This is a genomic window from Actinomyces oris, from assembly GCF_001929375.1.
In the GTDB taxonomy this organism is placed as follows: Bacteria; Actinomycetota; Actinomycetes; order Actinomycetales; family Actinomycetaceae; genus Actinomyces; species Actinomyces oris_B.
Genome location: NZ_MSGO01000065.1, coordinates 1 through 14,202 on the forward strand (window position 1 = coordinate 1; position 14,202 = coordinate 14,202).

11 protein-coding genes and 1 tRNA gene are annotated in these 14,202 nt (G+C 67.6%); 6 read left to right on the top strand and 6 right to left on the bottom strand.

What is annotated here, in order from left to right:
• Positions 1–218 precede the first annotated feature (218 nt).
• Positions 219–317, top strand: coding sequence for an SHOCT domain-containing protein (locus BKH32_RS14135; protein WP_075250259.1), 99 nt, complete (start codon positions 219–221; stop codon positions 315–317).
• 337 nt (positions 318–654) lie between these two features.
• Here BKH32_RS14135 and BKH32_RS12130 read toward each other — a convergent pair.
• From BKH32_RS12130 to BKH32_RS12145, 4 genes are all read right to left on the bottom strand, one after another.
• A tRNA-Asn gene (locus tag BKH32_RS12130) sits at positions 655–726 on the bottom strand.
• 90 nt (positions 727–816) lie between these two features.
• Positions 817–1,383: a hypothetical protein gene (locus BKH32_RS12135; protein ID WP_075250260.1), complete on the bottom strand. Its 567-nt coding sequence runs from the start codon at positions 1,381–1,383 to the stop codon at positions 817–819.
• 49 nt (positions 1,384–1,432) lie between these two features.
• Positions 1,433–3,448 (bottom strand): DNA primase, encoded by a 2,016-nt coding sequence (dnaG, locus tag BKH32_RS12140; protein WP_075250261.1) that lies wholly within the window; start codon positions 3,446–3,448, stop codon positions 1,433–1,435.
• 68 nt (positions 3,449–3,516) lie between these two features.
• Positions 3,517–4,836 carry a deoxyguanosinetriphosphate triphosphohydrolase gene (locus BKH32_RS12145; protein ID WP_075250285.1) on the bottom strand — a complete coding sequence of 440 codons (1,320 nt, stop codon included), beginning with the start codon at positions 4,834–4,836 and terminating at the stop codon, positions 3,517–3,519.
• 180 nt (positions 4,837–5,016) lie between these two features.
• Here BKH32_RS12145 and BKH32_RS12150 point away from each other — a divergent pair, with 180 nt between their 5' ends.
• From BKH32_RS12150 to BKH32_RS12170, 5 genes are all read left to right on the top strand, one after another.
• The gene (locus BKH32_RS12150; RefSeq protein ID WP_075250262.1) at positions 5,017–6,243 is read left to right on the top strand and encodes a glycosidase; all 1,227 of its coding nucleotides are present in this window, start codon (positions 5,017–5,019) and stop codon (positions 6,241–6,243) included.
• Positions 6,244–6,355: 112 nt separating this feature from the next.
• Positions 6,356–7,642, top strand: coding sequence for a sugar ABC transporter substrate-binding protein (locus BKH32_RS12155; protein ID WP_081376804.1), 1,287 nt, complete (start codon positions 6,356–6,358; stop codon positions 7,640–7,642).
• Between the two features lie 89 nt (positions 7,643–7,731).
• Positions 7,732–9,306 (top strand): ABC transporter permease subunit, encoded by a 1,575-nt coding sequence (locus BKH32_RS12160; protein ID WP_075250263.1) that lies wholly within the window; start codon positions 7,732–7,734, stop codon positions 9,304–9,306.
• A gap of 30 nt (positions 9,307–9,336) precedes the next feature.
• The gene (locus tag BKH32_RS12165; RefSeq protein WP_081376805.1) at positions 9,337–10,266 is read left to right on the top strand and encodes a sugar ABC transporter permease; all 930 of its coding nucleotides are present in this window, start codon (positions 9,337–9,339) and stop codon (positions 10,264–10,266) included.
• A 196-nt stretch (positions 10,267–10,462) separates the two neighbouring features.
• Positions 10,463–11,476: a LacI family DNA-binding transcriptional regulator gene (locus tag BKH32_RS12170; protein ID WP_075250264.1), complete on the top strand. Its 1,014-nt coding sequence runs from the start codon at positions 10,463–10,465 to the stop codon at positions 11,474–11,476.
• A gap of 43 nt (positions 11,477–11,519) precedes the next feature.
• On the opposite strand, the gene BKH32_RS12175 is transcribed toward BKH32_RS12170, so the two are convergent.
• A complete protein-coding gene (locus BKH32_RS12175; protein WP_075250265.1) occupies positions 11,520–12,770 on the bottom strand; it encodes a glycerate kinase in 1,251 nt (416 codons plus the stop codon).
• Positions 12,771–12,810: 40 nt separating this feature from the next.
• A complete protein-coding gene (locus BKH32_RS12180; protein ID WP_075250266.1) occupies positions 12,811–14,199 on the bottom strand; it encodes a dipeptidase in 1,389 nt (462 codons plus the stop codon).
• Positions 14,200–14,202: the final 3 nt, after the last annotated feature.

Sequence of the window (14,202 nt, forward strand, 5' to 3'; positions counted from 1 at the left end):
ATGGCACAGCGGGCACAAGGAGACACCCCCAGGAACAGAAGCAAGTACAGACAACTCACTTCTTACCGGGACCTTGTGCCCGCACCCCGCTCCCACACCGCACCTACTGACGCGACCTCTTAGGCCAGATACAGACATCCGCGAACGAACTGGCCGACGGCATTCGCCAAGCCACCAACGAACAGCCTGCTGCACCGGCCGCGAACACGGATGACGTCATGACTCAGCTGAAGAAGCTCGGCGAGCTGCGCGATGCGGGGATCCTGTCTGAAGAGGAATTCACCGCCAAGAAGACAGACCTGCTCGCTCGCCTGTGACATGACGCTCCGGGTTGAAAGACGCCCGTGACATAACCTGCCTCCTCAAAGAAGCGCGCAGGCCTCATCCCGCCTTGAGCGGACGGTAAAACAGAACAGGGCCCCTCACACCAGCTGGTGTGAGGGGCCCTACGCGCGCGAGCTCAGTAGATGGGGGCCGTTCCGACCCACCGACGTGGCACCTTCCCGCACTTCTCTCAAACCGAGGACGGTTAGAGCGACGCAACGCCGGAAACCATGCACCCCGCGGCGCCCTTCCCCAAGGCGGTGGTGTAAGCCGTCCCCGTGGAGCAGATACGGAGCCCCAGCCGGTGGGGCTGGAGCTCCGAGCGATGGGCTCCTGCGGCTGGACTCGAACCAGCAACCGTCCGATTAACAGTCGGATGCTCTGCCATTGAGCTACGCAGGAATGCGCTTGACGCGCAGTGAACTTTAGCAACATCCCGCGGCGACGTCGAATCCGGCGAAGCGCAGGAAACGCTGCTATCCCAACGATATCCTACCGTGTGGGCAGGCCCACACCCTCGCGGACGCGGTTTTCCAGCTCTTGAAGCGCGCGGCGATCCTCCTCCTCATCGACCTGTGAGATCAGGGGCCGGGTGACGGAATACAGCTCGCCATCCCCGCCTCGACGCACGCTCGCTGTGGCCGTGGCACCGCCGGGAAGCGTTGTCACGGCGCTGTGGATGATGGCGGCCTCCACCCGCTGGCGCAGGGCCTTGGCAAAGGGGGCCACGTCTGCGGAGGCGTAGGCGTCGCCGTTACGGACTCCTGCCGGTACCTTCAGAACGAGGTCCTCGCGATCCTGCTGCGACCACCTCAGGGTGAAGACGCGCTCCTGCCCGTCCCAGGTCCCCTGCTCCACCTCGTCCCAGGCGTGGGTCTCGGGCCCGCTTCGCCCGTTGAAGACCACGAGGGCGCCGGCCGTGGCCACCGCCCATGCCGAGCCGTCCGCGTCCAGAGGAACGGCCCCCAGGGCGGGCTCACGCAGCTGCTCGCGCATCTCCAGCGGAAGCGTGGCGGTGGAGCGGGTGGATGAGCTTTGACGACGTCGCAGAATCGGCATGACAGCCAGGCTACCCGCAGCTACTCACCCAGTGGGCCACCGGCCGGCCTCAGGTCCCCTGCCGGATCTGCATGCGGCGCTGCTCAAGCGCGGCGATCTGGGAGAACAGCTCGCGGTAGCCCTCCTCCTGCGGCGACATCCGCCGCTGGCGTGAGCGCATCTCGGCGAGCCGGCGGTTGATGCCCATGACGGCGAGGGAGTCGAGCGCGTCCTTGGCGTAGCGCTCCAGATCGGAGGCGTCCACCTCGGTGCCGCGTCCCCGGATGGTGGGCAGTGGCAGGGGTGCCACGGCGAGCTCGGTGATGGCGGCCTCGACCAGGCCGATGGCGCCGTCGCGCACCTGCTGGAGCCAACGCAGCGTGGCCCGGCGCTGCGCCTCCTGCTCCCCCATGCCGGCGGCCACCGCCTGCTGAACCAGCCCCAGCGCCTCCCCAGTACCTCCGGCGGCGGCGACGGCCTCGTAGACGGCGCGATGGGTGAGCTGTCCGAAGGAGTCGGCCCCGAGCTCGTCGGCGCCGGCTTGGTGGGCTGTCGTCGGGAACTGGATGATGACGGACAGGGCCACCCGCTCGATCCGCTCAACGGGGTCGGTCACCGGCGGCAGCCCCCGCACGGGCGCGGCCGCATCGGGGCCGGCGGTCTCATCGGCGGGCCACTGGCCGCCCCGCGCCGCGCTGGGCTGCGCCCCGCGCCTGCCTGCGGCCTGGACTGCTGCATGGACCTCGACGTCGGGCAGGCCCAGCCATCCGGCGAGCCGCCGGGTGTACTCGCGCTTGAGCGCCCGGTCCCGGATGCCGGCCACCACTGGTGCCGCCGAGCGCAGCCCCCGAACCCGCCCCTCGGAGGTGTCCAGGTCCAGGTGGGACAGGGAGGTGCGGATGACGAACTCGAACAGCGGCACCCGCCGGGACAGCAGGCGCGGGATGCCCGGGTCCCCCTCCTTCATACGCAGGTCGCAGGGGTCCAGGCCGCCGGGGTCGACGGCCACGAAGGTCTGGGTGGCGAAGCGCTGGTCCTCGGCGTAGGCGCGCAGGGCGGCCTTCTGGCCGGCTGCGTCACCATCGAAGGTGAAGATGACCTCGCCGCCACGGGCCTCGCGCCCCTGGCCGGTGACGACGCCCGCCGCGGGGTCGTCCACATCCCCCAGCAGACGGCGCACCACCCGCACGTGGTCCGCGCCGAAGGCGGTCCCACACGTGGCCACAGCCGTGGTCACCCCGGACAGGTGGGCCGCCATGACGTCGGTGTAGCCCTCGACGACGACGATCCGGTGGGAACGGGCGACCTCCCGCTTGGCCAGATCCAGCCCATAGAGGACCTGGCTCTTGTGGAAAACGGGGGTCTCGGGGGTGTTGAGGTACTTGGGGCCCTGATCATCCTCCGAGAGCTTGCGCGCCCCGAAGCCGACGGTGGCTCCGGTAACGTCCCGGATCGGCCAGATGAGGCGGCCTCGGAACCGGTCGTAGACGCGGCGCCCGTCCTGCCCGCCTCGGCTGCACAGGCCGGAGTCGACCAGCTCGGCCTCGGTGTAGCCGGCCCCGCGCAGATACCGGGCGAGGTTGTCCCATCCGGCGGGCGCGTAGCCGACGCCGAAGTGCGCGGCGGCATGGCGGTCGAAGCCTCGGGCCGTGAGGAAGTCCCGCCCCGGCTGGGCCTCCGGGGTGGTGAGCTGCTCGCGGAACCAGGCCTCGGCCAGGCGGTTGGCGTCCATGAGGCGCTGCCGAGTGCCCGGCTCCACCCCGCGCCGTACCGCACCGCCCTCCTCGTAGCGCAGCTGGACCCCGGTGCGGTCGGCGAGGTACTCGACCGCCTCGGCGAATCCGAGGTGGTGGATCTTCTCGATGAAGGTGATGACGTCTCCGCCCTCGCCGCAGCCGAAGCAGTGCCAGTAGCCGAGCTGGGGGCGGACGTGGAAGGAGGGGGTGCGTTCGTCGTGGAAGGGGCACAGTCCCTTGAGCGAGCCGACGCCGGCGCTCTTGAGAGTCACGTGCTCACCGACGACGTCCTCAAGCCTGGCGCGCTCACGCACCGCCTCGATGTCCTCACGCCTGATCAGTCCCGCCACAGGGCCATCGTAGGCGAGGGCGCCGACATCCTGCGCCGGGGCTTGAACGAGCTCCCCGATCAGTACCGCTAGACCTCGGAGAACATGCCGCACAGCCGGGCGTGCCAGGCCCGCGCTGAGGTATCCGTCAGGGAGGCGATCTGGTCGACGACCACCCGCAGGCGCTCATCGTCGTTCTGGGCCCGGTGCCAGACGTCGAGCAGAACCGGGTCGATGCCCTTCCCACCGCCGGTCATGAGGACGTCGGCGAGGTCGAAGATGAGGGTGCGCTGACGCATGTAGACCGGCTCATGCTCCCGGGGCTCCATGACGTAACGCACGGCGATGCCCTTGAGGAGGAGGATCTCCGCGGCCGTCTCCTCGGGGATGACGAGCTCGGCCTCGTAGCGGGTCAGGGGCCCGTTGCCGTAGGTCTGGCGGGTGGCGGTGGCGACCGCTGAGACGAAGCGGCCGATGATCTCGCTGGTGAGGTTCTTCAGGTGCGCGGCGTCGGCCACGGAGCCGTTGTAGGAACGGATCCAGTAAGGCTGGCCCGCCAGCCTCTCGAAAGCCGCCCCGAGGGCGTCAGCGCTCAGGTCGGTGCCGTACCAGGCCCGCGTGGCCTCGAGCAGCTCATCGACCTCCTTGGGGTCGGTCAGGCAGGCCGGGTCCAGGCGTCCCAGGGCGATCGCGTCCTCGACGTCGTGGACGGAGTAGCCGACGTCGTCGGACAGGTCCATGATCTGCGCCTCGATGCAGCGCCTGCCCTCCGGGGCCCCCTGACGCATCCAGGAGAAGATCTCGGCGTCGTCGTCGTAGGCGGAGTACTTACGCGCGCTGCGTCCGCTCGGCCCCCCCGGTCCCCTCCCCTTGAGCCAGGGGTACTTCGCGACGGCGTCGAGGCTGGCCCGTGTCAGATTGACGCCGACCGGCCGCCCGGCCTCGTCAAGGGTCTTGGGCTCCAGCCGGGTGAGGATCCGGAAGGTCTGAGCATTGCCCTCGAAGCCCCCGATCCGGCGGGCCACGACGTCGAGTGCCTTCTCACCGTTGTGCCCGTAGGGAGGATGGCCCAGGTCGTGGGACAGGCAGGCGGTATCGACGACATCGGGGTCGCATCCCAGTGCCTGCCCCAGGGCGCGCCCCACCTGCGCCACTTCCAGGGAGTGGGTGAGCCGGGTGCGCACGAAGTCGTCAGCGGCGGGCCCCAGCACCTGGGTCTTGGCCCCCAGGCGCCGCAGCGCCGAGGAGTGCAGCACGCGGGCCCGGTCGCGTTCAAAAGGGGTGCGCTGGGGATTCTTCGCCTGCTCGTGAACGAAGCGCTCAGCGTCCCGCAGCTGGTATCCGGATAGGCCGAAACCGCCGCTTCCGTCGATACGCACAGGCTCTGATCCAGATTTCTGCACTGACATGGTCACAAGGTAACGCAGAAGGGGGTTACGATGGACGTCACCATTCCGACACCGTCCTAGAGGAGCGCCGGTGCCCGATCCCTCCAGCTTGTGGTCGCCACGCATCCTCCTCATATCGATGAATCACTTCTCGGACGTCAAGTCCCTGGGCACGCGCCCGGCGGAAGGGAGACACCTGCTGTGACCACCACCACGACTCTCGTTCACCGGCCCTACGACGGTCCGGAAGAGTGGTGGCGCCACGCACTGGTCTACGAGATCCCCTCACCGGCCCTGGGGGCGGCCGAGCTGGACCGCACCGCCCCCATCATCGAGCACGCCCTCTACCTGGGCATGGATGCGGTACTCATCCGTCCCAGCCTGCTCGACGTCGACACCGAGATCGACTCGATCCGCCGGTTCATCGACGAGGCCGGCGAGCAGGGGCTGCGCACCATCGTGCGCATCTCCGGGGCGCTCGGTCCGATCACGGGCCCCTACGCCAAGCAGAACACCGGCTTCGTCACCGGTCTCGAAGGAGCCGCCGACGACCTGCTGCGCCGTTCGGAGGCCTACCTGCAGGCCGGTGCGGCCGGGATCGACCTGGGCACGATCGTGCCTCCCCAGCTCACCAGCGAGACCCGGCTGGATCGACTCAGCGCCTATTGCGCCATGCTGCACGGCCAGCTGGCCGAGTACGTCGATGAGGGCATCATCGGTGCCGACGTGACCGCCGACTACCCTGAGTCGCTCCGCCATCACCTCCAGGACGACTGGGTGCACCACCTGCGCGATGACTGTCTGACGCTGACGCGGTGGAACGCCGAATCCCTCACGTCCCACCTGACCCGGTCACTGGACGAGCACGACCGTTTCGGGGCACCGCCCACCTGGCGATTCCTGCCTCCCCACATTCTCTCCGAGCACCTGGATCCGGGGGACGGACAGCGCTGGTACTCCGTTGACCACGAGGAACGGCTGCGTCGAGGGCTGGCGCTGCAGGCCATGATGCTGGCCCTGCCCGGTTCGCTCTACCTGCGTCAGGGTGACGAGATCGCCCTGACCGACTCCGACAAGCCGACCGCCCCCCTGGAGCTGGCCGACATGGTCGCTGAGCACACCCAGGTGCAGTCCTCCCAGTTCGGCTCTCCGGCTGCGACCGTGCGGCACGCGGCCCACGTGCGCCTGGAGTACAACCTGGCCTGCGCTCCCCTGGCCTTCGTCACCGGCCTGGAGTGGTGCCCGCCCCAGGCCCTCTCCTTCCTGGTGCGCGGCGTCCTGGTCGTGGTCAACACCTCCGACTCCCCCGTCACCTTGCCGGCTGAGGCCAAGGTTCTTCTGTCCTCGCAGCCCCTGCGTCAGGAGGAGGGGCGGCCACTCGTGCCCCCGGCGACCACGACGTGGCTGGAGGCCACGACCGTCGCTTAGAGCACACGGGTGCAAGTTTCATTAGCCCCTTGCATTCATTGCATAGGCCAGTTAAATTATAGTGCTAGGCGAGGGACTCCTCGCTCCGGTTCTGATTCAAAGGAGAATCCCTGTGGCACCCACCCGCCGATCCTTCCTGACGATGGCGGCCCTGGCCTCCACCGTGCCAACATTGGCAGCCTGCTCCGGCTCACGCAGCGCTGCGGGTACGGCAGCCTCGGGCGGTGTTGCCTCGCAGGCATCTGACGCCTCCGGGGACAGGTCCAACGCCGACCTGGTCATCTGGGCGGATCAGAAGAAGTCCGACTCCCTCAAGGAGATTGCCAAGACCTGGGGCGATCAGCAGGGCATCTCGGTAGCGGTCCAGACCGTCGCCAACGACCTGCAGCCCAACTTCGTCACCGCCAACCAGGCCGGTAACGGCCCCGATGTCGTCGTCGGCGCACACGACTGGATCGGCAACCTGGTGCAGAACAGCGCGATCCGGCCGGTCGTCCTGAGCCCCGAGGCCGAGTCCAACTACTCCGACATCGCGCTCAAGGCCGTCACCTACGACGGCCAGATCTACGCAACGCCCTACGCCGTCGAGTGCCTGGGCCTGTTCGTCAACAAGGCACTGACCTCAGTGACCCAGCCGGCCAGCATCGAGGAGATGATCGAGGCGGGCAAGGCGGCCGGAACCGAGCTCGTCCTGTCTCAGGCCATTGACGAGAAGGGAGACGCCTACAACATGGAGCCGATCTATACCGCCGGCGGCGGCTACCTGTTCGGTAAGAACCAGGACGGCTCCTACAATCCCGAGGACCTCGGTATCGGCAAGGAGGGATCCATCAAGGCCGCGGAGAAGATCCGCCAGCTCGGCCAGCAGGGAGTCCTCAGAAAGTCAATCACAGCCGCCAACCACATTTCCTTGTTCACAGACGGAAAGGCCCCCTACCTCATCTCGGGGCCATGGGCTCTGGCGGACATCAAGAAGGCCGGCATCGACTACCAGCTCACTAGGATTCCGGGATTCAAAGATATCAAGGACAGCCAGGCCCGTCCTTTCGTGGGAGTCAACTGCTTCTATGTGGCCTCCAACGGAAAGAACAAGGCCTTCGCCGAGACCTTCGTGGCCGACGCAGCCAAGGACATGACTTTTGCGGCGGCGATGTTCCCCTCCAACGAGCTGCCTCCGGCCCAGAAGGACCTCGCGGACAAGCTCAAGACGGAGCAACCCGACATGGTCACCTTCGCGAATCTCTCCGCCAAGGCTGAGCCCATGCCCGCGATCCCCGCCATGTCCTCAGTGTGGGAACCCTTTGGACGCGCTCAGGCCAACATCGTCGCAGGCGCCGACCCTGCGAGCACCATGACAGGGGTCGGCAAGACCATCCGGGCGTCGATCAACGGTTCATAACCCGTCGCCCGCGCCGAGGCGGAACGCTTCTCCACACACCCGGTTATTCCTCATCCTGCTTTCCCACTTCTGGAAAGGACCCGCAGATAATGACGTCCGCATCCACCACCCCGAGGGAAAAGACCACGACCATCAGAGGTCTCGTCGGTCGCATTATGGTGCTCTCCCTCACGCTGGTCGCAGCGATCTACCTCGTCCCGCTTCTTATCGCCTACCGGATGTGGTTGTGGCTGGCAGTCGTCGTCATCGCCACGGGGGCCATGTTCCTGCTGTACTCGACCAGGAGATTCATACCCGCCAAGTACCTCTTCCCCGGAACGTTCTTCCTCACCGTCTTCCTCATCATCCCCATCTTGCTGACCATTCAGACCTCCTTCACCAACTTCGGGGACGGGTACCGCGGAACCAAGGAGGAGGCCATCACCTCCATCACCAACAACTCCATGGTCCGCACGGAGAACTCCCCCACCTATGGCTTGTCGGTTGCGACCGACGGCGACGTCAACAAAGGGCCCTTCTCACTGTTCCTTGTCAATCCGCAGACCAAGGAAGTGCTGCGAGGAAGTGACGGGAAGAAGCTGGAGAAGGTCGATGCCAGCACCGTGACCGTTGACAACGGCGTGGTGACCAAGGCGGAGGGATACACGATCCTTTCCCCCAGGCAGATCAACACCGCCTACGAGGACATCAGCACCATGTCGGTTCCCTTCACGGACAAGACCACGGTCAAGGTTCAGGGCGTCAGGACCGCGTTCGAGGGAACCAAACGGATGGTCTACAACGAGTCCTCCGACACCATCACCAACACCGTCACCGGGGACGTCTACTCGATCAAGAAGGTGGGGCTGTCTGAGCACTTCGTCAACGCCAAGGGCGAGAGCCTGGCCCAGTCCTGGAAACAGAACGTGGGACTGGCCAACTACAAGCGGCTCTTCACTGAGGGCAACCTGGCCTCCCAGTTCCTCAAGGCCTTCGCGTGGACCATCATCTTCGCCCTGGGATCGGTGCTTCTCACCTTCGGCCTCGGCTTCTTCCTGGCACTGACCCTCAATGATGATCGCATCAAGGGCAAGAAGCTCTACCGCTCCTTCCTCCTGCTGCCCTACGCCGTCCCCGGCTTCATCTCGCTGCTCGTGTGGTCGAACTTCTACAACCAGGACTTCGGCCTCATCAACCGGATGCTGCACCTCAGTATCCCGTGGCTGTCCGACCCGACCATGGCCAAGATCGCCGTCCTGCTGACCAACACGTGGATGGGCTTCCCCTACATGTTCATCGTGTGCACCGGCGCTCTGCAGTCCATCTCCGGCGATGTCAAGGAGGCGGCAAAGATGGACGGCGCCAGTGGTATGCAGGCCACATGGCGCATCATCACCCCGCTGCTCCTGGTCGCCGTCGCCCCTCTCCTGGTGAGCACCTTCGCCTTCAACTTCAACAACTTCAATGCCATCCAGCTGCTGACCGAGGGTGGGCCCTTCCCGGCCGGGGAGTACACGCGAGGCGGAACCGACATCCTCATCTCCATGGTCTATCGCATTGCCTTCGGCCGTGGCGGCTCGGACTTCGGATTCGCCTCGGCCGTCTCCGTGGTCCTGTTCGCCGTCACCGGTGTCCTGGCCGCCTTGCAGTTCCGAGCCACCAAGAAGCTCGAAGACGTCAACTGACCAGCCGACCTCGGAAAGAACATCATCACCATGAGCACCTCATCGCAGTCCGTGCCCCAGTCCGCATCCAAGGGTTCCGAGGAGAGCGCCGTCGTCGAGAATCACATGCCGTTCTCACGCTGGTTCCGGGAGATCGGCTGGAGACACGTCGTCGGCGTCATCGCCCTGGTCTTCGGCGCCTTCCCCGTCCTCTACGTCATCTCCGCCTCTCTCAACCCCCTGGGCACGGTGGCGTCCACCGGTCTGATCCCCACCAAGGTGAGTCTGGTCAACTACCAGAACCTGCTGTCCGGGGTACGGGGCCCTTTCCTGCGCTGGTACCTCAACACGATCATCATCTGCACTGTGGTGGCCACCGCCCAGGTCTTCCTGTCCCTGCTGGGAGCCTACGCCTTCTCCCGGTTCCGCTTCGCCGGGCGCCGTGGAGGCCTGCTGGCCCTGCTCCTGATCATGATGTTCCCCGCGATCCTCTCCATGATCGCCATCTACACGATGATCTCCGACATCGGCCAGGTGGTCCCCTTCCTCGGCCTCAACACCCTGGCCGGCTACAGCCTGGCGCTCATGGGCGGGGCGCTGGGGCAAGTGTGGCTCATCAAGGGAACCTTCGACACGATTCCCCGCGAGCTCGATGAAGCGGCCATCATCGATGGCTGCACGCACTGGCAGGTCTTCCGCGTCATCCTTCTGCCCACGCTCAAGCCGATCATCGCCACCACCTTCCTGCTGGCCTTCGTGGGTGTCATCAGCGAGTTCCTCCTGGGCTCAATCATTCTGACCGACGATTCTCAGAAGACGCTCGCAGTGGGGCTCTACGGCATGCTCGCCGGCGACCGCTCCAACAACCTGGGCATCTTCGCCGCCGGGGCGGTCCTCACCATGGCCCCGGTGATCGCCCTGTTCCAGTACTTGCAGCGCTACATCGTCGGAGGATCGATCTCGGGCGCGGTCAAGGGCTGATCATGGTCGGGCGCTTTGACGTATCCTTCCCGCCCTGTCGAGAGGGGGTCAGGGGCCGGCGGCGCCACCTCACCGTCCCGGATTCCCGCTAACGGCCCATGACCTGCGATGATGGTCAGCGGAGGGACGCGACGATCCAGTGTCGGTGCACGCGAATCAGCCCCTCCATCCTGACCGTTCTTCGTAGGATTCACTCATGCCACAGAGACTCACTCTCACCGACATCGCCGACCAGGCGGGTGTCTCCACAGCGACTGTCTCGCGTGTGCTCAATGGAAAGTCCAACGTGGCGGACTCGACCCGTCGACAGGTGCTCGCTGCGCTCGACATCCTGGGCTATGAACGGCCCGAGTCGGTGCACCAGACCTCCCGCGGTCTCATGGGGCTGATCGTTCCCGAGCTGAGCAACCCGATCTTTCCGCTGTTCGCCCAGCAGATCGAACAGCTCCTGGCACCCTCCGGACACACTCCCCTGCTGTGCACCCAGACCCCCGGTGGCATCAGCGAGGACGAGTACATCGAGATGCTCGTGGACCGCGGTGTCGCCGGCATCATCTTCGTCTCCGGCCGTCACGCGGACACCACCGGCGACGTCACCCGCTACCAGCGCCTGCGTGAGCGCGGCGTGCCGCTGGTGACGGTCAACGGCAACGCACCGACCATCAAGGCCCCGGGCTTCACCACCGATGACCGCCGGGCGACCCGGATAGCGGTCGATCACCTCATCGCCCTGGGGCACCAGCGCATCGGTCTGGCCATGGGGCCGATGCGCATGGTGCCGGCTCAGCGCAAGCGCTCCGGCTACGAGGACGCCATGCGCGAGGGCCTGCCCGAGGAGCCGCTGCGGATCGTGGAGACGCTCTACACCTACGAGGGCGGTGTCAGCGCAGCCCTTCACCTGCTGGAGCAGGGCTGCACCGGCATCGTGTGCTCCTCGGACGTCATGGCCCTGGGAGTGGTTCACGGGGTGCGTCAGACGGGCAGGTCAGTGCCTCACGACGTCTCCGTCATCGGCTACGACGACTCACCGCTCATCCCCATGACCGACCCGCCTCTGACCACGGTGCGTCAGCCCGTGGAGTCCATCTGCCGGGCAGCCGTCTCCACACTCCTCGCGCAGCTCAACGGGCAGCGGCCGACCGGCACCGAGATGCTCTTCGCCCCCGATCTCATCGTGCGCGACTCGACCGCCACGGCCCCCATCGACTGAGCCGCCCGCGACTCGCAGTGGTGCCCTGGCGCGCGTCGTCCAGTCAGCGCGACCAGGTGCGGGCCAGCCGGGAGCCGAGGTCTGTCAGCCGTGACTCCAGCCATGGGGAGCCGGAGGCCTCCCAGGACTCGGTGGCATGGGCCTCCTGCAGCCCGTAGGCGTTGGTGACGCCGGCAGCGGCCAGCTCAGCGCGGCTGACGGCGCAGCGCCCGCCCACCACGATGCACGGCAGCGCCTGCGAGGCGGTCTGCTGGCCGACGACGCCCACGACACCGTCGGACAGAACGTCGTAGAGCTCTCCCCAGGCCGTGACGACCAGGTCCTGAGCGCAGACGGCATCGCTCAGACCGAGGCTCTCCGCCATGACTCGCGCCCCGGGGCGCGCCCCCGCCCCCAGGGCCCGCAGTACCAGGGCGCTGCCCCCGCCCGCCCCGGTTCCCCAGGTGGACGTGCTCAGGCGAGCAGTCCCGGCGGAGTCCGCCGTGCGCGCGGAGGCGGAGAGTCCGACCTCGTTGAGCGCGGTGATGACAGGCAGGGGCCTGCGTGGGCCGACGGCACCGGGATCGAGGTCCTGGGCCGCGCTGACGACTTCCATCGCCCGGGCGCAGGCGCGGCGGTCCAGCTCCTGGGCCCGCTCAGGGCTGATGGTGGTGACACCCGCCAGGGCCGCCCCGGCACCGTTCATGCCTCCCAGGGCGATGTCATCGGCCAGAACGAGTCCGAGGCTGCGGCGCGACAGCAGGTCCTTGGCCGCTCGCAGGCCGCCGAGCGCATCCATGGCTCCCAGGCCCCCGTCGTGAACGGCGGAGCGCGACATCCCCACCAGGAGCGTGTCTAAGGGCCCGGTACGGCTCAGGGCGGCGCCAATGACGCCTCCCAGGCCAAAGGTGCTGCCCTCCAGCGCCTCCTGGGCCGCTTCACCGGGATCAGCCGGCAGTGCCAGGAGACGTGCGGCGTCCAGGAACCAGGTGCTCGCCTCGCCGCGGTCCTGGTTTCCGGATCGGGAGGGTCTGGGAACCAGACGCACCAGGTCGACCTCCCTGACCTGTCCGAGCGGTCCCCGCCCCTGTATGACCTCCCGGGAGGCGACCTGCTCGGGGGCGATCACCTGGGCCGAGCCCGGTCCACCGTCCGCCATGGGCAGCAGGCGCAGGGCGTCATGGGGGCGTGCCTGACTCCAGCCACTCGCCAGGCAGGCGGCGACGCGGCTCGGGGCAAGACCGTGGCCCGAGCCCGCCAGAGGCACTCCAGCGGGCTCGGGCCACATCCCACCGGGGGCGAGAAGAACCTTCACGTGCTCATGCTCCGGTGGAGGTCGTGGTGAGCACTGGCCTTCATGAGCCGATGGCGCCGCCCAGACGGGCCAGGAGGAGGGCCTCGGCGACCACGATGTGCTCGAGCTCGCCCAGGTGCATGGACTCGTTCTCGCTGTGGGCCCGGGTGTCGGGGTCCTCGATGCCGGTGACGAGCACCTGGGCGTCGGGGAAGGTCTCCTTGAGGGTGGCGATGAAGGGGATGGAGCCGCCCTGTCCGATGTTGACGGCCTCGGTGTCCCAGGCGGTGGACAGGGCCCAGTGGGCGGCCTCGGAGGCGGGGGTGGCCTCGGAGCCGTCGAAGGCGGGCCCGGCTTCACGGCCCGTGACGGTCAGACGGCCCCCGAAGGGCACGTGCTTCTCCAGGTGGGCGACCAGGGCCTCCTGGGCGGCGGCCGGGTCCTGCCCGGGAGCGATGCGCAGCGAGAGTCGGGCCGTGCACGAGGGGGTCAGGACGTTGCCTGCCAGGTCCAGGGGCGTGATGTCCATGCCGATGAGCGTCAGCGACGGCTTGGTCCACAGCCGGGCGGTGAGGTCGCCGGTGCCGGAGAGCTCGACTCCGTCGAGGATGCCGGCGTCGGCGCGGAAGTCGGCCTCCGGGTACTCGGGGAAGTCGGCGTCGGCCTGGGACTGGCTGACCAGTCCGGCCACGGCGACGTCACCGGTCTCGTCGTGGCAGGAGGCGACCAGGCGGCACATGGCGGTGGCGGCGTCCAGCACGGGGCCGCCGTACATGCCGGAGTGAAGCGCGTGGTCGAGCATGTCGAGGCGGACATCGACCTGGACGACGCCGCGCAGCGAGGTGGTCAGGGACGGGACACCGACCTTCCAGTTGGAGGAGTCGGCCACGACGATGACGTCGGAGGCCAGCCGGTCGCGGTGGGTGGTCAGGAAGTTCTCGAAGGAGGGGCTGCCGACCTCCTCCTCCCCCTCGATGAAGACCGTCACGGAGCAGGGCAGCTCGCCGTCGGCCAGGGAGGCCAGGATGCGCAGGGCGTGGGCGTGGGTGATGACGCCGGCCTTGTCGTCGGCGGTTCCGCGCCCGAACAGCCGCTCCCCGCGCCGCTCGGTGGTGAAGGGGTCGGCCTGGTCCCAGCCGGTCGGGTCGCCGACGGGCTGGACGTCGTGGTGGGAGTAGAGCAGGACGTGCGGGCTGCCCTGGGGGCCGGCCTTGTGGGCCAGGACGGCGGGCCTGCCGGGGGTCCCGTCGGGGGCGGGCACCGAGAGGATCTCGGCGTCCAGACCGCTGTCGCGCAGGAGCGCGGCCACGGCCTCGGCGGAGCGCTGGACCTGGGACTGGTCGTGGCTGGAGGCGGAGACCGAGGGGATCGCGACCAGGTCCGTCAGGTCGGAGACGATGGTGGGCATGGAGGTGTGCACGGCGGTGCGCACGGCATCAACGGTGATCATGGT

Excerpts from the sequence above, each read along its gene's own strand:
- BKH32_RS12170 (WP_075250264.1), top strand. The coding sequence starts at position 10,463 with ATGCCACAGAGACTCACTCTCACCGACATCGCCGACCAGGCGGGTGTC.
- BKH32_RS12180 (WP_075250266.1), bottom strand. The coding sequence starts at position 14,199 with ATGATCACCGTTGATGCCGTGCGCACCGCCGTGCACACCTCCATGCCC.
- BKH32_RS12145 (WP_075250285.1), bottom strand. The coding sequence starts at position 4,836 with ATGTCAGTGCAGAAATCTGGATCAGAGCCTGTGCGTATCGACGGAAGC.
- BKH32_RS12165 (WP_081376805.1), top strand. The coding sequence starts at position 9,337 with ATGAGCACCTCATCGCAGTCCGTGCCCCAGTCCGCATCCAAGGGTTCC.
- BKH32_RS14135 (WP_075250259.1), top strand. The coding sequence starts at position 219 with ATGACTCAGCTGAAGAAGCTCGGCGAGCTGCGCGATGCGGGGATCCTG.
- BKH32_RS12135 (WP_075250260.1), bottom strand. The coding sequence starts at position 1,383 with ATGCCGATTCTGCGACGTCGTCAAAGCTCATCCACCCGCTCCACCGCC.
- BKH32_RS12160 (WP_075250263.1), top strand. The coding sequence starts at position 7,732 with ATGACGTCCGCATCCACCACCCCGAGGGAAAAGACCACGACCATCAGA.